Annotated in this window: 19 protein-coding genes and 3 pseudogenes; 9 read left to right on the top strand and 13 right to left on the bottom strand. The window is 68.6% G+C overall.

The features are described 5' to 3' along the window. Positions 1-58: 58 nt before the first annotated feature. Together ABEA82_RS29230 and ABEA82_RS29225 are read right to left on the bottom strand one after the other, a co-directional pair. Positions 59-229: a hypothetical protein gene (locus ABEA82_RS29230; RefSeq protein WP_345664685.1), complete on the bottom strand. Its 171-nt coding sequence runs from the start codon at positions 227-229 to the stop codon at positions 59-61. Between the two features lie 130 nt (positions 230-359). Beyond that, positions 360-1,088: an SDR family oxidoreductase gene (locus tag ABEA82_RS29225; RefSeq protein WP_345664684.1), complete on the bottom strand. Its 729-nt coding sequence runs from the start codon at positions 1,086-1,088 to the stop codon at positions 360-362. 75 nt (positions 1,089-1,163) lie between these two features. On the opposite strand from ABEA82_RS29225, the gene ABEA82_RS29220 reads away from it, so the two are divergent. Further along, positions 1,164-1,541, top strand: a complete 378-nt coding sequence (locus tag ABEA82_RS29220) for a MerR family transcriptional regulator (RefSeq protein ID WP_345664683.1) — start codon at positions 1,164-1,166, stop codon at positions 1,539-1,541. 148 nt (positions 1,542-1,689) lie between these two features. Here ABEA82_RS29220 and ABEA82_RS29215 read toward each other — a convergent pair whose 3' ends face one another. From ABEA82_RS29215 to ABEA82_RS29205, 3 genes are all read right to left on the bottom strand, one after another. After that, entirely contained in the window at positions 1,690-2,103 is a 414-nt protein-coding gene (locus tag ABEA82_RS29215) for a hypothetical protein (protein WP_345664681.1), read from the bottom strand. Positions 2,104-2,464: 361 nt separating this feature from the next. Continuing rightward, positions 2,465-2,797 carry a hypothetical protein gene (locus ABEA82_RS29210; RefSeq protein WP_345664680.1) on the bottom strand — a complete coding sequence of 111 codons (333 nt, stop codon included), beginning with the start codon at positions 2,795-2,797 and terminating at the stop codon, positions 2,465-2,467. A 439-nt stretch (positions 2,798-3,236) separates the two neighbouring features. Beyond that, positions 3,237-4,286, bottom strand: coding sequence for a glycoside hydrolase family 113 protein (locus ABEA82_RS29205; protein WP_345664679.1), 1,050 nt, complete (start codon positions 4,284-4,286; stop codon positions 3,237-3,239). A gap of 864 nt (positions 4,287-5,150) precedes the next feature. Between ABEA82_RS29205 and ABEA82_RS29200 the strand changes: the two genes are divergently transcribed. Next, positions 5,151-5,375, top strand: coding sequence for a hypothetical protein (locus ABEA82_RS29200; protein WP_345664678.1), 225 nt, complete (start codon positions 5,151-5,153; stop codon positions 5,373-5,375). Positions 5,376-5,571: 196 nt separating this feature from the next. Here the strand turns inward: ABEA82_RS29200 and ABEA82_RS29195 are convergent, their stop codons facing one another. Continuing rightward, positions 5,572-6,915, bottom strand: coding sequence for an FG-GAP repeat domain-containing protein (locus tag ABEA82_RS29195; RefSeq protein WP_345664677.1), 1,344 nt, complete (start codon positions 6,913-6,915; stop codon positions 5,572-5,574). A 367-nt stretch (positions 6,916-7,282) separates the two neighbouring features. Between ABEA82_RS29195 and ABEA82_RS29190 the strand changes: the two are divergent. Further along, a pseudogene (locus tag ABEA82_RS29190) lies at positions 7,283-7,459 on the top strand (transposase); the annotation flags it as partial. 38 nt (positions 7,460-7,497) lie between these two features. On the opposite strand, the gene ABEA82_RS29185 reads toward ABEA82_RS29190, so the two are convergent. The 3 genes from ABEA82_RS29185 to ABEA82_RS29175 all read right to left on the bottom strand — a co-directional run bounded on the left by ABEA82_RS29185 (position 7,498) and on the right by ABEA82_RS29175 (position 9,905). Continuing rightward, complete coding sequence (locus ABEA82_RS29185) at positions 7,498-7,929, bottom strand: hypothetical protein (protein WP_345664676.1); 432 nt, start codon at positions 7,927-7,929, stop codon at positions 7,498-7,500. A 113-nt stretch (positions 7,930-8,042) separates the two neighbouring features. Further along, on the bottom strand, positions 8,043-8,720 hold the full coding sequence (locus ABEA82_RS29180) for a response regulator transcription factor (protein WP_345664675.1): 678 nt from the start codon (positions 8,718-8,720) through the stop codon (positions 8,043-8,045). Further along, positions 8,721-9,905: a sensor histidine kinase gene (locus ABEA82_RS29175; protein WP_345664674.1), complete on the bottom strand. Its 1,185-nt coding sequence runs from the start codon at positions 9,903-9,905 to the stop codon at positions 8,721-8,723. 287 nt (positions 9,906-10,192) lie between these two features. On the opposite strand from ABEA82_RS29175, the pseudogene ABEA82_RS29170 reads away from it, so the two are divergent. Then, positions 10,193-11,660: pseudogene (locus tag ABEA82_RS29170) on the top strand (alpha/beta hydrolase). Positions 11,661-11,673: 13 nt separating this feature from the next. Further along, positions 11,674-12,327, top strand: coding sequence for a hypothetical protein (locus ABEA82_RS29165; RefSeq protein WP_345664673.1), 654 nt, complete (start codon positions 11,674-11,676; stop codon positions 12,325-12,327). Positions 12,328-12,374: 47 nt separating this feature from the next. On the opposite strand, the gene ABEA82_RS29160 is transcribed toward ABEA82_RS29165, so the two are convergent. Further along, on the bottom strand, positions 12,375-12,599 hold the full coding sequence (locus ABEA82_RS29160) for a hypothetical protein (RefSeq protein WP_345665004.1): 225 nt from the start codon (positions 12,597-12,599) through the stop codon (positions 12,375-12,377). 225 nt (positions 12,600-12,824) lie between these two features. On the opposite strand from ABEA82_RS29160, the gene ABEA82_RS29155 reads away from it, so the two are divergent. Beyond that, positions 12,825-13,133 (top strand): hypothetical protein, encoded by a 309-nt coding sequence (locus ABEA82_RS29155; protein WP_345664672.1) that lies wholly within the window; start codon positions 12,825-12,827, stop codon positions 13,131-13,133. Positions 13,134-13,188: 55 nt separating this feature from the next. Continuing rightward, a protein-coding gene (locus tag ABEA82_RS29150; protein ID WP_425588565.1) for an IS5 family transposase occupies positions 13,189-14,033 on the top strand; the annotation gives its coding sequence in 2 pieces (ribosomal slippage) (positions 13,189-13,519 and positions 13,519-14,033; 846 coding nt in all). Between the two features lie 15 nt (positions 14,034-14,048). On the opposite strand, the gene ABEA82_RS29145 is transcribed toward ABEA82_RS29150, so the two are convergent. The 3 genes from ABEA82_RS29145 to ABEA82_RS29135 form a co-directional block, all read right to left on the bottom strand. Next, a complete protein-coding gene (locus ABEA82_RS29145; RefSeq protein ID WP_345664671.1) occupies positions 14,049-14,825 on the bottom strand; it encodes an SDR family NAD(P)-dependent oxidoreductase in 777 nt (258 codons plus the stop codon). 64 nt (positions 14,826-14,889) lie between these two features. Continuing rightward, positions 14,890-15,648: an SDR family NAD(P)-dependent oxidoreductase gene (locus tag ABEA82_RS29140; protein WP_345664670.1), complete on the bottom strand. Its 759-nt coding sequence runs from the start codon at positions 15,646-15,648 to the stop codon at positions 14,890-14,892. A 124-nt stretch (positions 15,649-15,772) separates the two neighbouring features. Next, entirely contained in the window at positions 15,773-16,039 is a 267-nt protein-coding gene (locus ABEA82_RS29135) for an Atu4866 domain-containing protein (protein WP_345664669.1), read from the bottom strand. A 139-nt stretch (positions 16,040-16,178) separates the two neighbouring features. Between ABEA82_RS29135 and ABEA82_RS29130 the strand changes: the two genes are divergently transcribed. Next, positions 16,179-17,027 carry a helix-turn-helix transcriptional regulator gene (locus tag ABEA82_RS29130; RefSeq protein WP_345664668.1) on the top strand — a complete coding sequence of 283 codons (849 nt, stop codon included), beginning with the start codon at positions 16,179-16,181 and terminating at the stop codon, positions 17,025-17,027. Positions 17,028-17,079: 52 nt separating this feature from the next. Next, positions 17,080-17,485, top strand: a pseudogene (locus ABEA82_RS29125) (transposase); the annotation flags it as partial.

The raw sequence follows: 17,485 nt of genomic DNA, 5'->3' as shown, positions 1-17,485 counted from the left end.
TGTCCGATGGGTGACGACGTACGTCACCCACCGGAGTCGTCCGGGATGAGTGCACCGCTCACAGGCAGGATCTCGCCAGACGGGCCAGCCAGACACAGGACTTGATCGTCCAGGCCACCGCTTCGCTCAACAGCAGGGCCTCGGCAGCCGGTGCGGCCTGCGCGGCCAGAGCGACCGCGGTGGGCAGTACGGCGAGAACGACGGCCAGGACGGTGAGAGCAGGGCGCACGGGCCGCTCGTTGACGAAGAGCCACGAACAGGTCACGACCCGCCCGAGATCATGCAGGCGGCGACGGCCAGAGTGGGCCGCGGGCACTTGCGCTGGCAACACACCGAAGTCAGCGCGGCCCGAGGGCCCCTCAGGCCGTCATCAGCGCTGCCAGGGCGCGGTCCATCGCGGCGTTGAACTCTTCCGGCGTCAGCGGCAGCCGGGACTTGACGTCCCGACTCCATTGGTCGGCGAGGACCTCGGCGGAGCCCGCCTCCACACCGTCGAGCGCCGCGTCGGCCAGGTCCGACGGAGCGATCTTGTCCACGGGCCAGCCCGCCGCCATGTCGGTGTCGGCCAGGCCGAGGTGCACCGCCGTCACGAGCGTGCCCTGCTCGGCGAGCTCCAGGCGGACGCCGTTGGTCATGGCCCAGGCTGCGGCCTTGGTCAGGTGGTAGGCATTGGCGCCCTTGCCCCCGAACCACGACATGGCGGAGAGGACGTTGACGATCGCGCCTCCGCCGTTCCTGGCGAGCGCCGGCGCGAACTCCCGGACCATTCCCAGGTGGCCGAACATGTTGGTCTCCAGCTCGTGCCGCACCGCGTCCAGCGAACCGGTCACCAGGTCGGTCCCCGTACTGATTCCAGCGTTGTTGATGAGGAGCGAGACGTCCGGGGCGGCCTCGGCGGCGGCCCTCACGGACGCGGGATCGGCGATGTCGAGCGGCAGCACCTCGACCCCGGGCAGGTCCACGGTCTCCGGTCGGCGGGCCGTCGCGTAGACCTTGCGGGCGCCCCGTTCGAGCAGGCGCTGGGCGAAGGCGCGGCCCAGGCCGCGGTTGGCTCCGGTGACAAGGGCGACGGAGTTGTTGATGTCCATGCCCGGTACGCTAAAACCTGACGCTAACGTCAGAGGCAAGTGCTGGCCGTCAGGACCGGGGCGAGAGGAATCACCATGACCGTCACGGAGGCTGCGGCCGAGCGGCTGGTCCGCATCGGCGAAGTGGCACGGGCCGCCGGCGTCTCGGTACGCGCCGTGCGCTACTACGAGCAGCAGGGGCTGCTCATCGCGGAGCGCAGCCCGTCCGGCCAGCGCCTCTACCGGCAGGACACCGTCACCCTGGTGCGCTTCTTCCAGCAGATGTTCGCCGCCGGTCTGACCAGCCGAAGGATCGCGGAACTCCTTCCGTGCTGGGACACCGGGCACACCGACGCCGAGCAACGAGCCATGCTGCGCGCCGAGCGCGACCGCATCCAGGCCAAGGTCGACGACCTGCAGGCCGCCCTGGACCGCCTCGACGAGGTCATCGCGATCACGGACACGCACCCGTAGGCGCGGTCGGTCGGACGTCGCACCAGCGATCTACGGCTGGAGTACCAGGCGGGACGTCTCAGGCTGCTCAGTTCATGAGCCGAGACACGATATCTGTCACTAAGGCAGGCATGGTGTCATCAGGCCCGTCGGACCAGAACACGCCGAGCTAGACGCTCTTGTTGATGGCGTTGTTCCCTTCGGGTCCCTGCAGTCGTGACATGACCCCTCCCAAGATTCTCTGCACCCATACTTCGCTGATGAACAAGAGCCGCTCTTCGCCTGCGTACACGCTGACGTAGGCATCGTTGAGCCAGGGCGTCGCCGCGAATTGGGTGAGCTGTGCAGTCAGTGTGGCCCCGTGCACAAACTGCTCCATGAGCGGATGGAAGCCGGCATACGGAGGGATCTCCCACGGCTCGGAGGCATGCTCGTACCCGCTGCCGCGATACGCATCTGATTGCACGAACTCCTCGTACGCCCACTCATCAACGGCGTAGCGGGCGGGTGCCGTGCAGTGCGCGGAAGAGCACCACGCCGGGTGGTCCATGGCGCGACCGGTGAAGACCTCTGACTCATGCATGTACCTATACTCCACGAAGCCTGCACCGGCGAAGGGCCCACCGCATGGTTGTGCTGGTCCTCTTCTGGGCGGTCCGCCGCTCGCAAGCGACTCGTGGAGCCGGTGATCTGCGCGTTGCCGTCGTCGGCAACGGACACCACCGCCTAGCCGTCCAGGATCACGCCGGGCGGCAGACGCATGGCGGCTGCGGCCAGATCCATGCAGGCGCGGTGACGTCGCGGCCGGCACGGGATTGCAGCCAGACACTGTCCCCGTTCCGCCACAGCACGGTCCGGTGGCCATCGGGCTCACGCCCGATGGCTCTGCTGTCTCCGTACGTACGGAGACAGCAGAGCCATCGGAGTTTCAAGGGACCAGACGGTCAGGCCGACGCCAGTCCCGCGCTGTAGCTGGAGAACAGTAGGTAGTACTTCGTTCCGTCCAGGACGTTGGTGGCCGCCTGGATCCAGGAGCGCGAGTAGGCGGTCTTGAAGTCGTTGCACTTGCCGGTCGCACGGAAGCAGACCTTCACGTCGGTCATGATGTTGGCCTTGATATTGACGTCGGCGCAGTACGAACTTGTCGTGGCCCACCCGGTACGCGGCCACCTGTGCAGTTCGCCGTATACGACCGTCTCGTAGCCGACCGAGTGGTCGTAGCACCCTTGGGCTCGGGCCGGCGTGGCCGCGGCCGGTACCGAGGCCGCGGCCGTCACACCTCCTGCAGCCAGAGCAGCGGCCATCACAGAACGCATCACACGCGAACGCGGTTCCATTGTTTCCCTTTCTCGTTGTCGGCCGGTGTCCGAACCCGGAGGGAGGCGCTGCGGGTTCGGCACTCCAGAGATTGCCGGTCAGCTTGGGCGCGGGCCACAGCATCTGGTCAATTAAGGAGATCGTGGGACGTCCCATCCGTTGACCTGCCGGGATGCCCAGGGCGATGCGGCACTCAGGGGACGGCGGACTGCGTGGGCCCTGGCTGGATGAGACTGATTCGGCGGGCCGGGGCGGACTCGGGAGTCGCGTGACGTGTATCGATGGGGAACGACTGCTCAGAGCACCTAACACAATGAGGAGAGGTGCTCCGGCTTCTTGTCATCCAATGAAGCAGGAGCGCCCCATTCCGATCTTCAGTGGCCCTACAGGCACTATCGGTTAATCGAGGTGCTGGTGGGAGGTTCCCTGCTGCTTGAGGGCTTGGTAGCGGTTCGCCAGGGCGTGGAACGCCTCCTTGGGTTCCCAGGGCATGTCCGGGTACGTACGGGCATCTGCTGGGTAGCCGCTGTGCTCGTCGAGGATCTTGACGATGCCGTAGGAGGCGAGGTCGGGGTCCGGTCCGGACAGACGGTGGGGGGTGCCGTAACCGGCGAAGCTGAACCAGAAGACGGAGTCGACGCCTTCGCCTTCGAAGATGGGCATGAGGTCGTCGAGATAGCGGACCTGCTCGCTCTCATCGCGCACCAGATCAGGCTTGGGAGTGACACCGTCCGGCTCCATGGCCACGTACCAGCCCGAGCCGCCGTAGTCGCCCGCCCCTTGGAAGGTGCAGCAGCCGACTTCCATGATGGCGACCGGCTTGCCGTGGGTGAACTCCTTGCGCAGGTCATCGCGGTATGTGGCGGCGTTGCGCAGACCCCGGAAGGCATCCAGGCCGACGATGTCGAACGGGCTCCATTCCACGCCGTCCAGGGGGCACGAGGCGTAGCTGACCGGGCCGGCGAAGAGAGGGCGGACGGTGCGGACGACGTCGCCGAGGAAGGCGTTGACCATGTCGGGGATGGGCCGCAGTGCGGCTTCGCGATCGGGGCCGGCCAGGACCGGGATGCGCTCGTTGAAGGTGTCGCCGGGCAGGTACCCGCGGGCGAACAGGCTCAGTTCGCAGCCGGTGACAAGGACGACGTCGGCGCCATCCTGGCGCAGGCGTTCGGCTCGCTCGGCGCAGTCGGCGAAGTACGGCAGCATCTGTTCGTTGGTCATCTCGCAGGGGAAAGGCGAGAACCAGACCTCCAGCCCGGCGGCGGCCGCATGCCGCGCGGTGGTCTCGATCCGGTCCGGGTCGCCGCCCGTGATACGGATCGCGGTGCAGTGCAGATCTTCGGCGATGACCCGCATGTCCCGCGCGACGACGTCGGCGTCGAAGACAGGGCGGGAGGTATCGCCGTTGGGAAAGGTGCCGGTGTCGTAGTGGATGCCTTTGCCTCGCATGTCTTGCGCCTCCGTTGTGAACCCGCGTGTCGCCTACAGCGCGATCGTCAAGTCTCCAGCGGCGTCAGAGTCAAGCCCGGCTGGTGATCAGCCGTTTGAACCCGATCGCTGCCTCCGCGCCGAACGGCTCCCTCCCCGATCAGGCCGTTCTGGATGATGGGCGGGTCAGGGTGCGGCAACTCGTCGTTCTCTGGTCGCCCCACTGCCTCGTCTCCATTTCTATCCATGAAGGCCCCACTGCGTAACGGACCTGCTTCGCATCACACCGTGCGGACTCGCGTCAGCGGACTGCATGCTCTTTGCCCCAACCACACGACAGCTCACGGCAGTCGGCGCTACCGGGAAGCCGAACAGCCTCTTGCCACCTGAATGTCACGCCGCGCATACGGGTGACAACTAAATCAGCGCCGTCCCACCTCGAAAAACACCTGCATTTCGACTGAGACACCCTGAATCAACCTCTGAACAGGCACTTCACCCCCCGATCCATTCCAATCGCAAGCTTCTGTCAACTGGTTGAACTGTTTCGTCTCGCGGCTGATGGAACGGTCGCCGTTCGGTTCCCATACTTTCCGTACCACCGCCGACCAGTGCGACGGTGCCCTGCTTCCACGGCTCCAACCTCGATTGAAAAGGGAATACGCGCCTGACGCATTGGCGCGCGAAACGGCACACGAGCCTATGTCTGATCAGTGCGACGATGCATTCATTTCGATTTCTGGGTGTCTTGGCTACTTGCCGCCGCCCCTCTTGCGTCTCGCGGCGTACCTCAGCCGCCGACGGAAGCCCGCGCAGAAGGACGACGCAGCGGCGCGTCTACGTGGCGGGTCGCCCCTCGCACTGGACCGGGGCACGCTGGGAGGCGTGACCAGCGTGCCGATCGTTGTGCACCGGCCTTCGCTCTCGGGCGGCCGGAGAGTCACTGTGCACCGCGGCGGCCGGGACGAGATCCTCGGCACCGCCTACAGCGACCACGACCTGGTCGTATTCCTCGAGGGCGCCGGTGTCGCCGGACCCGAGGCCATCTTGGACGACCCGCAGTGGGTGGAATGGCGCGGCGGCCACGCACATGATTTCAGCGCCGCCTGACGGCCTCGGTGCCGGGCAGGACGGTCCTGCCCGGCTGCGGTGCTTATTCCCAGGGGCGGTCTCGCCCTGGTCCCCGACAAGGCGACGGGGGGGGAGGTCCAGGCCCCCTGACCTCCGTCAATTGCCGGCCCCAGAGGCCCCCCCGGCCACCCGTTGCGGGCGCGGAGCTCCGGGGCCGGGGACAACGAGCATGTGCCTACGAACCTTGGTCCTTGCTGGGGGTGACCGGGAAGGATGCCTCGTCGCGGTCCGTGCCGTCGGTGATCCACCATCTGTCCCCGCCGAGAAGGGCCAGTTCCGCGCGGCCGTCGCCGTCGAAGTCGTGGACGGCGAAGAGCGTGCCGTCGACGGGGCCGTCGACACCCGGCACGGAGCGCTTGGTGGAGCGCCAGGGCTTCGACCCGAGGCCGTGCTCGGAGCCGCCCCGCAACACCTCGATCCGCGCGTCCCCCGTCTCCTTCTTCTTGGTGAGCTGTACGGCCAGGTCGTCGCAGCCATCGCCGTTGAAGTCTCCGGCGGCGAGCCTGGTGCCGAAGCCCTCCTTGAAGTCGCCGCCCTCCATGGTGACCCACTTCCCCGGCTCCTTCCCGTAGCGGACGCTGACCTGGCCGCGCCGGTGGGGCGTGTCGATCTCGTCGTAGCTGTCGACGAAGCTCCGGCCGATGACGACGTCCTGCCGCCCGTCGCCGTCGAAGTCGCCGAAGACGACGTTCTCGCCCTCCGGCAGCCGCTCGGGCTCCTGGCTCAGGCCTCCGGCGGTTCGGGCGCCGCCGGTGAACAGCAGGGGCGGATCCCACGGGGAGTCGTAGAGCGCGAGATCGGTGGCGCGGTCGTCGTTCGCGTTCCCGGCGACCAGCACGGGTGAGGCGCCCTCGTGGACGGGGCTGGGGATCTCCACGGTCCGGGTGGGTGCGCCGGAGCGCTTGAACGGGCCCTTGAGGACGAACAGTTCCTGATCCTCGTTGGAGAACCTGAAGGCCGCGAGGTCGGTGTGGCCGTCCCCGTCGAAGTCGCCGGCGATCGGCGCGGTGTCGTATCCGCTGCCCGGCAGTGCGACGCGCCCGTGCGGTCCGCCGGCCCGCGGGCCCTTGGGGCCTCCCCACAGGACCTGGGCGGCGCCGCTGACGATGAGGTCGGCGTGGCCGTCCTCATCCAGGTCCGTGACCGTGGGCTGCCACGGGTCGTCGCCCGTCTGGACGTCGTCCGGCAGACCGAGGTCGTCGTGGGTGAGAACGCTCGTGCGGTCGTGGTCCGGACCGTGCTCGGAGCCGGGCACGACGGTCACGTCGAAGTTCTCCGCCGTGTCGGAGATCTCGTGCACCAGTTCGACGAAGCCGTCCCCGTCGAGGTCGGAGGCCGCAGGCGTGTCCTCGCGCGCCGAATCGGTTGGTCGACAGGGGCTGTTGGGCACCGAGTGCGCGCCGTCGGACGGAAGAAGGACGAGGAACGCCACCACGGCCACCACCACGAGAAAGGCCGCCACGGCGTGCCACATGCGCAGGTGGCGGAATAACGGACCGCCGGCTGTCGGAAGGTGCATCAGCACACTTCACAGGCGTGGACGCGGCCCGCACAAGGAAGCGGAGCATTTCGTTACGGGGGCGATGCACGGCGGCCCTACCGGGCCCGAGGCCACGGCCGTCCGACCCATGTCGACGGACCCGCTGCTCCGCGCCCCTCTCCGGCCGCACGGCAAGCCCGGCGCCTGACCGCCGACTAGGCGAGGGGATAGACGCCCGGACCGCGTGGGTGATGGCACGCCTGGCCCGTCATCCTGACGAACGCGGCTACGCCACGACTCACCTGGACGACGAACGCTGCGCTGCGGACTGAGGGGACTTCCGGACCAGGCGCCTGCCTCCGGCCGCCCGGCTCCCTCGCTGGCCGTGGCCTTGGTGCTCGCCTTCGACGAGGGCTACGACTGCCAGCGCCTACGGCGCTGGCTGTCCTCCCGCGGTATCCGGCGCCGCATCGCCCGCAAGGGCATCGAGTCCTACCGCCGACTGGGTCGGCATCGCTGGGTCGTGGAACGAACCCTGTCATGGCTCAACGGCTGTCGGCGGCTCCACCGTCGTTACGAGCGAGCCACACTTCCTCGCCTTCACCGCCATCGCCGCCACCCTCATTGCCACCGCAGGCTCACCAACTGAAATGGCCCCTCAGGGCCGATGCCGAGGAAGCCCAGCACCAGATGATCGAGGCTTCCTGGCGTGAGCGCGCGCTGAACACCGAAGATGCCCTCTAAGCCGCCCACGCCGAGATCGCCGACCAGCGCGAGCGCATCGCCGAACTCCTGGGCCAGATCGTCGAGTTGCAGCAGGGCTGGACAGATGCCGACGTCGTACGCATCACCACCGCCGACGTGGCCCTGCGCCGTGAGATCAGCGCGTTGACGAACGACAACGAACGCCTCAGCAAGCGCCTCACGGCCGCCCGAGACAACGCTCGCATCGCCGACCGGCGCATCGCTGCACCGGAGGCCGGCATCGCCGAGCAGCTCATGGCGCCGCCCGCCGACGGCTGAGAACGGCACGTCGCACCAGATGGTGCCCACGGCCCCGACCGCCCCGCGTAACCGCGCGGGGCGGACGGGGCCAGCGCCTCACGCTGCCGGAGCGCATGAACGTGCACGCTTCCGTGGTTCGCAGACGGCCGGCCACAGGCTGGTCATTCCTCTGCGTCGCGGACCAGGAGTGCGATCTGCACCCGGTTCTCGACCGTCAGCTTGGCGAACAGGCTGCCTGTGTGCGCCTTGACGGTCGCGACGCTGATGCGCAGCCGCTGGGCGATCTCTGGGTTGCCCAGTCCGTCCGCGATGGCCCGAGCGGTTTCGAGTTCCCGTTCGGTCAGTGCGGACAGCTGTTTCCGTGCGGCTTCGCGGGATGAGCTGCGAGCGTGAGCGGACTGCGGACCGGTGGCTGCGGCGATCACCCGTGCCGTGGCTGCTGGAGACAGCACGGGGTTGCCGTCCGCGACGGTCCGCACCGCGTCGAGAATCTGCGGCGGTGGGGTGTCTTTGAGCACGAACCCGAGGGCTCCGGCGCGCAGTGCGCCGAGCACCAGATCGTCGGAGTCGAACGTGGTCAGCATGAGCACCCGCGGCGGCGCCGGCCGGGTGAGGAGTTCCCGGGTCGCGCTGAGACCGTCACGGCTGGGCATGCGCACGTCCATCAGTACGACGTCCGGCCGCTGCTCGTCCACCACGGTGATCGCGGCGTCCCCGTCGGCCGCCTCCGCGACGACGGTCAGGTCCGGTTCGCCGTCGATGACGAGCCGCAGCGCCATTCGCACCAGCTGTTCGTCGTCGACGATGACGACGCGCACCGGCTCCCGCTCGCTGTCCACTCAGGTTCTCTTTTCGTGGGTGGGGTCCGGCCAGGGTAGATGTGCGGTGAGGAGGTATCCGTTGTCGGGTGTGGGGTGGTGGTTGAGTTCTCCGCCGGCGAGGTTGACTCGTTCGGTGAGGCCGAGCAGGCCGAATCCCGATGCCGGTGGTTGTGCGTTTTTTGTGGTCGCCGGGGAGTTGCGGACGCTGACGTTGAGTTTGTCGCCGGCTGTCCCTTCGAGGGTGATGTGCACGCGTGCGCCCGGGGCGTGTTTGGCGGCGTTGGTCAGTCCTTCCTGGACGACCCGGTAGCAGGTGCGCCCGACGCCGTCGGACGGTGTCCCCGTCACGGTGGTGGTTAGCGTGACGTCCAGTCCGGAGGTGCGGGCGTCGGCCACCAGGTCGGGGATGAGGTCGAGGGAGGGCTGGGGTGGTTCCGGACGGCCCGAGTCGGCCCGGAGCACACCGAGGACATCCCGCAGTTCTTCCAGGGCTTGGTGGGAGCCGTCGGCGATGCCGCGGACCAGCACGCGGTTTTCCTCCGCTGTGAGGTCGCTGCGGTGGTCCAGCACTCCGGCCTGCATGGCGACCAGGGAGATCCGGTGCGCGAGCACGTCGTGCATCTCGCGGGCGATTCTGTTGCGTTCCAGAGCCCGTGCCTGCGCCGCTCGTGCGGTCTGTTCCCGTTCCGCGCTCTCCGCCCGCTCTCGCAAGGACCGCACTTCGACACGCCGCGCGCCGACGGCCATGCCCACGGCCACCGCGATGCCCGCGGTCAGTGCCGGGAACGCGAGCTGAAACCACAACGAGCCGGGCGGGCTCCGGACCGGGTGGAGCCCGACGGCGAACTGTGACGCGGTCACGTAGGCCAGCCCGACGAACCCGATCTCCATCGGACGGCGACGGGTGGCGAGCGAGGCCAGCGCCAGCAGCGCGGCGCCGGTAGCGAGTGCCGACGCGGGCGAGGCGATCGCGACCGTCATGGCGACGGCGAGCGGGAACCGCCGTCGCCACACGAGCGCCGTCAGGCAGCCGAGAGCCACCAGCGGGTCACCGGTGACGAACCAGGAACACGTATCGGTCGCGCACCCACGCGGCAGCAGCACACCGACGGAGAGCCAGGTCGGTATGCCCACTGCCGCAGCCGCCACCAGCCGCCAGGTCTGCTGCCATCCCCCCAGCCGTGGCGCGACGTCTGTATACACCTGGCCATTGTCGCGAATCCGTACGGCCGTTGGGTCAGACCGGGGGCTGATGTGTCCTTGGACCAGAGTCGAACCACCGTCTCGACTCCGGTCGAAGGCGATCCGAGCCGCCGGGCCGATGTGCCGGCGGCGCCGCACGGACAGACTCGTCGAGGCGGTCGGGATGGTGATCACAGCCCGGTCCGCCCCAGCGGTGATCGCCCTCGGCGATCCCCCGCGGGGCCGTCCCGAGCACGCCCGTTCCGGCGCCCCCGTGCGCCCCCATGCGTCCCTCAGGAGGACATCAGATGCACCGGACCTTGTCCCTGGCCCTCGCCGCCACCGCGGTGGCGGCGGCGACCGCGATGCCGGGAAGGTCGGTGGCGGCGACGCCGGAGACCGTGCGGTGGGGCCCGTGCTCGGAGAAGGCGGCCTCGGAGAAGGCCGCCTTGCCCCGTCTGGAGTGCTCGACGCTCGAAGTCCCCCTGGACTACCGGGATCCGGACGGCCGGCAGATAGAGATCGCGATCTCCCGGCTGGCGAGCAAGGAACCCTCACAGCGCCGCGGCGTGCTGCTGACCAATCCGGGCGGCCCTGGCATCGAGGGACTCGGCTACCCGGCCGTTCTCGCCGGCTCAGAGCTGCCGCAGGAGGTGCTGGACTCCTACGACGTGATCGGCTTCGACCCGCGTGGCGTCGGCCGCAGCACGCCGGTGACCTGCGATCTGACGCCGGAGCAGCAGGCACGCGGCAACGTCGCGCCGTACGCGCACACCGCGGCCGATATCGCGCGGGAGGCGCCGAACGCGTGGATCGTCGCCGAGCAGTGCGCCACCTCGCGGACGGCGTGGATGCTGCCGTACACCACCACCGCGAACATCGCGCGCGACATGGACCGGATCCGGGCGGCGCTGGGCGAGCCGACGCTCTCGTACCTCGGTGCCTCCTACGGCAGCTACCTCGGTGCGGTGTACACGACGATGTTCCCGAAGCGCAGCGACCGGGTCGTGCTCGACAGCAATCCGGGCCCCGGCGGCTACGACGTCACGACCATGCGGTTGCTCGCCCGTGGAATGGAGGACCGGTTCCCGGACTTCGCGGCGTTCGCGGCAGCGCACCCCGAGTACGGTCTGGGCACCACACCGGAGCAGGTGAGGGCGGAGTTCTTCGATCTCGCCAAGCGGCTGGAAGCGAAACCGGTCCACGGCTTCGATGGGACGTCGTTCCGATGGATGACGTTCGAGGGCCTCTACAGCGATGCGGGCATGCCCCTGGTGGCCAAGACCTGGCAGGCACTCGACACGAACCAGCCACCGCCGCCTAGCGCGCCGTTTCCGAACATGGAGAACCTCATGTCCGCCCGCTTTTCAGTGATATGCGGCGACGATCGCTGGCCGGAGACGGTCCGGGAGTATCAGCGCAACGTCGCGGTCGACCGGCTGAAATACCCCATGCTGGGCGGGTCCACGGCCACCATGTGACCGTGCGCCTTCTGGCCGGACAGGCGGGTCGAACCGCCGGTGCGCATCGGTGACCGGGGCCCGTCGAACGTGCTCATGGCGCAGAACGAACGCGACCCGGGGACACCGCTGGCCGGCGCCCAGAAGCTGCGGCGGGCGTTCGGGAAGCGGGCCACGATGGTGACGGGCCGACCAGGGCGGGCACGGCGTCTATCCCGGCCCCAACGCCTGCGCGAACGACGCGGTGACCGCGTTCCTGACCACCGGGCAACGCCCGCCGCAGGACCTCGCCTGCGCAGCCGAACCCAGCAAGTAACAGGAGTGCGGGCATGCTCAAGGAATGGCGGCACCGTCGGGCCGTGCAGCGGGTCAAGCCCGGGGACGGGCGACCGTTGAAGCGTTTCCGCTGGTGGCAGATGCTCACCCGCGCACTGTTCCATCTTCGGCTGACGGACGATGCCGGCCGACAGATGGTCTACGCCGTCGACGTCAGGCACCAGAATCAGTCGGAGGGCTACGTCAAGGCCCACCTGTACCTCGACGGCAGGCATCACGCCGAGTCCAAAGTCCCTGCCGTCTTCCCCGTCCAGGGCGGCACCGTCGAAGTAAGGACGAGCGCCTTCGGGCTCAAGCGCTGCCACTACGTCACCGCCGAGGGGGTCGAGCACCAACTCGTCCCGGACCCCGCCTCCGCCGAAGGGCGCCGCGCGCGCCTCGACCGCGCGCACCACGCACTGAGCCGCTGGATCGGTATCCTCTCGTCGATCGTGCTCGTCATCGGCCTGATTCTTCTGATCCTTCAGCTCGCCGAACAGGTCACCCGGGCGCCGGAGGGCGTCGCCCAGTACGTCGGGACCTTCACCTCGCCCATTGACCTATCGGCATGGGGCAACGTCGTGGTCGGGCTCGTTACTGTGGCAGCCAGCACGGAGCGGGCGCTGCGGCTGCGCTACAACTGGCTGCTCGACGGTGGGGCGGGCTGACCCGCTTCTTCGGACCGGTCGTTATGAGAGTCACTCCGTCGCTGGTCTCACTCAGGGGCGTGGACAACTGGTGGGCGAAGTGGCTGGCGGGCGGACGTGAGGCACTCGTGGCCCAGCCGCGCGGGCGCCGGGTCGGCGAGCACCAGGTTCTCGGCGAGACCGAGCAGCAGGCGATTCGGCAAGGAGGTGGTGGTCACGACGCTGTGCGCCTGGTCGGCGTCGAGCGGGCTGATGGCGGTGATGGCAGCGCTGGAGCCGACGGCTACGGTCACGCCGCCTGACTGCGCCGCTGCGCGACTCGGACGCCTCACCGCTACGTCATCCGGTGGAACCGCTGACAACTAGAACCTAGCGGCCGTGGTCGCCAAAGACATACTGCCTGACGCGGCGCTAGGACGTTTCCTCCGGATCAGTGACGGGAGTATAGGCGGTTGGCGAGCCGATACCCGGTGGGGATGGGGGCCGTACGTGTTCGAGCGAGGCGTACGATGCCTGCCGTGGATGCCTCACACGACAACTTGCGGTGCGGGCTCTGTGGGCAGGTTATGGATGCCCAGCACGAGCAGAACCACGAGGAACCGGTGGTCAGCACTGGCAGGAGCATGGAGTACGTCGTTATCGAACTGCGTGGAGCAACTGCTCATTGTCAAGCCGTCGATGAGCCGTCTCGAATGTTCAAGACCGGGGCCGACGTGCTGGCGGAGCAATTGGGGATTGCCCTGCCCAATCTTCTTGGCTGCCACTACACGTGCTGGGAGACGCCTGGGGAATACGGTGTCTTCCGGCGTGCCTTCGAACTGGTCTGACCTGTGACAGTGCGCCGGACCGTTTCAATTGGATCATCTGATCGTTGACCGATGCGTGTCGTTGAGTGACGCCCAGTGGGCAAGGATCGAGCCGTTGCTGCCGGACCGGACTCCGAGGCGGGGTGGGCGGTGGCGGGATCACCGGCAGTTGATCGACGCGATCGCGTTCAAGTACCGCACCGGCACACCCTGGATGGACCTGCCCAAGCACTTCGGGTCGTGGAAGGGCGTCCACAACCGGCTGCGGAAGTGGGCCGCCGACGGCACCTGGGAGCGCGTGTTCACCGCTCTGCTGGCCCAGGCCGACGCCGAAGGCGATCTCGCCTGGGTCGTCGCGGTCGACTCCACCGTCGTCCGGGCTCATCAGCACGCCGCCGGGGCCCGTCAAAAGGGGCCCCAGCCGGCGAGCCGGACCATCATGCCCTCGGACGGTCCCGCGGCGGTCTGACCACGAAGATCCACCTCGCCGCGGACAGCCGCTGCCGTCCGCTCGCTTTCGTCCTCACGCCCGGGCAGGCAGGGGACGCCCCCGCCTTCGACCAGGTCATGGCCCGCCTGCGAGGGCCGCGGCCGGTCGGCCGACCCGGGACCACTCCGGAAATGGTCCTGGCCGATAAGGCGTACTCGTCCCGGGCGATCCGCGGTCATCTGCGACGGCGTGGGATCCGGGCAGTGATCCCGCAGCCCGCCGACCAGGCCGCGAACCGCAAACGGCTCGGCCGCCTCGGCGGCCGTCCGCCGGCCTTCGACCGCGAGGCATACAAGCAACGCAACACAGTCGAGCGGTGCATCAACAGGCTCAAGCAGTGGCGCGGTCTGGCCACCCGCTACGACAAGACCGCCACGATCTACCTCGCCGGACTCCACATCGCCGCCATCTTCATCTGGTCCGCGCGGTGATCCGAAAGAAACTGCCTAGACCGCAGTGAAGCCGCCGTCAGCGGCGACCACGGCTCCTGTGATGAAGCTGGAGCGTGGTGAGGCGAGGAAGCACAGGACCTCGGCGATCTCTTCGGGCTGTGCGACTCGACCCAGGGGCTGCGCGTCGGCGAAGGACGCCAGGTACGCACGGCTGTCGGAGCGGATCGTGTCGAGGAAATCGGTCTCGATGACGCCTGCGGCCACGATGTTGGCGCGGATACCCAGTGGCCCGCCCTCGACGGCGAGCACCTTGGTCAGCTGGGCCAGAGCGCCCTTCGACGCGCTGTATGCGGCGCCTTCGGGCAGGGCGACGGTGCAGGTGTAGGAGCCGGTACTGACGATGGCGCCACCGCCGCGGTTCTTCATGGCCCGAAAGGCTTCGCGGGTGCAGAAGAAGGCGCCGCGGGCGTTGACCGCCATCACGGCGTCCCAGTCCTCGGCGGTGGTTTCGGTGATGGGCTTGTTCAAGGTGCGTCCGGCGTTGTTCACCAGGATGTCCAGCCCTCCGAAGGTGTCCAGGGCCGATTGCACCGCGTGGGCGGCGGTCTCTTCCTGCGTGATGTCGCCGCGCATCGCGAGTACGCCGGGAAACTCGTCCGGCAGAGTCGTGATGTCGGGGCGTAGGTCGACGGCGACGACGCGGGCGCCGCGGGCGTGGAGGAGCGCCACGGTCTCCTTGCCCACGCCGCGCGCGGCCCCGGTGACGAGGGCGGTCTTCCCAGCGAACTCGGCGGATTTGGATGCTTCGGCGGACGCAGGTGCAGGTGTCATGGTGCGGTCCCTGGAAAAGGTAAGTGTGAGTGCAGGCGCCGGTGCGGGACACCTGAAGTGCTGTTCAGTGCGCGGTGAGCCCGCCGTCGACCACCAGCTCCGAGCCGGTGACGAACGAGGATTCGTCGCAGGCCAGGAAGAGGATCGCGGGTGCGACCTCGTCGGCGCGGCCGGCTCGGCGCATGGGGGTGCGTTGGATGTCCGGCTGCTGGTCGCCCTGGTCGTCCAGGAGTTCCTGGATCATCGGCGTCGCGATCACCCCGGGATGCACCGAGTTGATCCGTACTCCCTGCCGGGCGTACTCGACCGCGGCGGTCTTGCTCAGCAGGCGCACGGCCCCCTTGGACGCCTGGTAGGCCGCAGCCGCACCGCTTCCTACCAGGCCGAGTACTGACGACGTATTGATCACCGACGCGTTGCCGCTCGCACGCAGGAGCGGCATCGCCGCCTTCATGCCGAGCCATGTGCCTTTCTGGTTCACGTCGATGACGCGGTCCCAAGCCTCTTCCCGCGTGTCCTCGATACCTGGCCAGTCCAGGATGCCGGCGAGGTTCACGAGCACGTCCAGCGTTCCGAACCGGTCGCGTACGACGGTGATCACTTCGTCCCACTCCCGCGCGGAAGAGACATCGAGGCGGGCAGCGACGACCTCCGCGCCGTGTGTCCCGATCCGGTGGGACAGGTCCCGCAAGGGGCCTTCGGCGACATCAGTGATCACGAGCCGGGCGCCTTCGCGGGCGAAGAGTTCGGCGGTCGCTTGGCCGAGGCCGCCGGTCGCGCCCGTGATCAGCGCGACCTTGCCGTCAAGTCGTTGTCCCGTCATGGATATGGTCCTTGATCTTCGTTGATGCTGACTGGCTGACTGGCTGACTGCTGTGTCTGGACTTCTTGGTCCGCCGACGGCGGATTCGCCCCCGGTGACCAGGGCGGCCGCGGCCCGGCCTCCGCTACGACGACGTCTGCTCCCGGTAGAGCACGAGGTGCTCGTGATAGAGCACTCCGTCCCGGATGTCGCCCGTCGCGGTGAACCCGGTGTCGTCGACATAGTCCAGGTGGCTGCCGGTCACCGTGTACCGGCCGGTGTACGCGCTGCGCCGCTCGCCGCGGGCTTCGTCGTAGCGGCCGTCCGGCAGCAGCTCCTGACGGATGTGACCATCCGCGGTCACCCACATCCCGACCACGTCGACGTGGTCGCCCTCAACAGTCCCGGCCATGGCGGACTCCTCTCCTCGAATGCTGCGGTCCTTCCCGCTCCACCGAGTCTGGGCAGGTCAGCGGCCATCAACCAGGACGCGTGCTGCCTGGGTGTGGCACACCCAGGCAGCACACCGGGCCGCCGCCTAGCCTGAGCACATGGACGACAACCACCTGGGAGACTTCCTGCGCACACGCCGCGCCGGCCTGCGGCCGGAGGACGTCGGCATGGCGAGCTACGGGGCCCGCAGAGTCGCCGGACTGCGCCGCGAGGAGGTCGCCGTCCTGGCCGGAGTGAACGCCGACTACTACACCCGCCTGGAACAAGGCCGCGAGCGCAACCCCTCACCCCAGGTGGTCGACGCGCTCAGCCGCGCGCTGCGCCTCGACGCGGACGCCCGCGCGCACTTGTACCGGCTGGCCAGGGCCACCCCGAACGACCGGCCCTCCGGTCACGCCGCCGAGCGGGTCAGCCCGGCGCTGCGACAGCTGATGGACGGCTACCCGAACACTCCAGCGTTCGTCATGAACCGGACCCTGGACCTCCTCGCCGTCAACGCCCTGGCCGACGCCCTCTACGCCCCGTTCGAGCCGGCGGACAACTTGGCCCGCATGACGTTCCTCGACCCCGCGGGCCGCACCTTCTACACGGACTGGGACCGGGCAGCACAGGCCACCGTCGCCAACCTTCGCGAGGCAACCGGATTCGACCCGGACAACCCACGGCTGCGCGAACTCGTCCACACCCTCACTGAGCACAGCGCGGACTTCACCCGTCTCTGGAACGCCCACACCGTGCGCGGCAAGACCCAGGACGCCAAACACTTCCTTCACCCGGACGTCGGCCCCCTCACTCTCACCTACCAGGCTTTCGACGTCCGCGAAGCGCCCGGCCAGCAACTCGTCATCTACCATGCCGAACCAGGCAGCCCCAGCGCCCAGTCCCTCAATCTGCTCGGTTCCATCCACGCCACGCGGCGTCAGCCCGACCCCGGGCGCCACCGCTAGCCTCGCGCTTTCCCGAAGCGGGCTGTCCGACTGGTGATGATGAAAGCAGAGGGTGAAGAAGCGTTTCGGGTCCTATCCGCGTGTCCGCGTCGCGGGCGGCGGTCGCGGGGTCGTCTCGCAGGCCGGTGCGGTGCTGCTGGTCGAGACGGTCCGCAAGTCCGGTCTGCATGCGGCGATATCGGTGGCGCTTGAGCCGTGGCGCAAAATGCGGGCGGTGCACGATCCGGGCAAGATCCTGCTGGATGTGGCGCTCGCGGTGGCGCTGGGCGGGGACCGCCTGGCCGATGTGGGCATGTTGCGGGCCGAGCCGGCCGTGTTCGGGCCGGTGGCTTCCGACCCGACGGTCTCCCGGCTGATCGGCACGCTGGCGACGGCGGGCAGCGGGTCCTGGCCGCGCTGCGCACGGCCCGTGCTGAAGTACGCGAACACGTCTGGCAGTTGGCAGGGGATGCGGCGCC

Origin of the sequence: Streptomyces venetus (assembly GCF_039540295.1) — a bacterium.
Taxonomy (GTDB): Bacteria; Actinomycetota; Actinomycetes; order Streptomycetales; family Streptomycetaceae; genus Streptomyces; species Streptomyces venetus.
This window is presented reverse-complemented; position numbering and strand designations above follow the sequence as displayed.

Bases quoted from the DNA above. Each gene is read 5' to 3' on its own strand.
- ABEA82_RS29135 (WP_345664669.1), bottom strand. From the start codon at position 16,039: ATGGCCGGGACTGTTGAGGGCGACCACGTCGACGTGGTCGGGATGTGG.
- ABEA82_RS29130 (WP_345664668.1), top strand. From the start codon at position 16,179: ATGGACGACAACCACCTGGGAGACTTCCTGCGCACACGCCGCGCCGGC.
- ABEA82_RS29205 (WP_345664679.1), bottom strand. From the start codon at position 4,286: ATGCGAGGCAAAGGCATCCACTACGACACCGGCACCTTTCCCAACGGC.
- ABEA82_RS29145 (WP_345664671.1), bottom strand. From the start codon at position 14,825: ATGACACCTGCACCTGCGTCCGCCGAAGCATCCAAATCCGCCGAGTTC.
- ABEA82_RS29220 (WP_345664683.1), top strand. From the start codon at position 1,164: ATGACCGTCACGGAGGCTGCGGCCGAGCGGCTGGTCCGCATCGGCGAA.
- ABEA82_RS29165 (WP_345664673.1), top strand. From the start codon at position 11,674: ATGCTCAAGGAATGGCGGCACCGTCGGGCCGTGCAGCGGGTCAAGCCC.
- ABEA82_RS29140 (WP_345664670.1), bottom strand. From the start codon at position 15,648: ATGACGGGACAACGACTTGACGGCAAGGTCGCGCTGATCACGGGCGCG.
- ABEA82_RS29225 (WP_345664684.1), bottom strand. From the start codon at position 1,088: ATGGACATCAACAACTCCGTCGCCCTTGTCACCGGAGCCAACCGCGGC.
- ABEA82_RS29215 (WP_345664681.1), bottom strand. From the start codon at position 2,103: ATGCATGAGTCAGAGGTCTTCACCGGTCGCGCCATGGACCACCCGGCG.
- ABEA82_RS29195 (WP_345664677.1), bottom strand. From the start codon at position 6,915: ATGCACCTTCCGACAGCCGGCGGTCCGTTATTCCGCCACCTGCGCATG.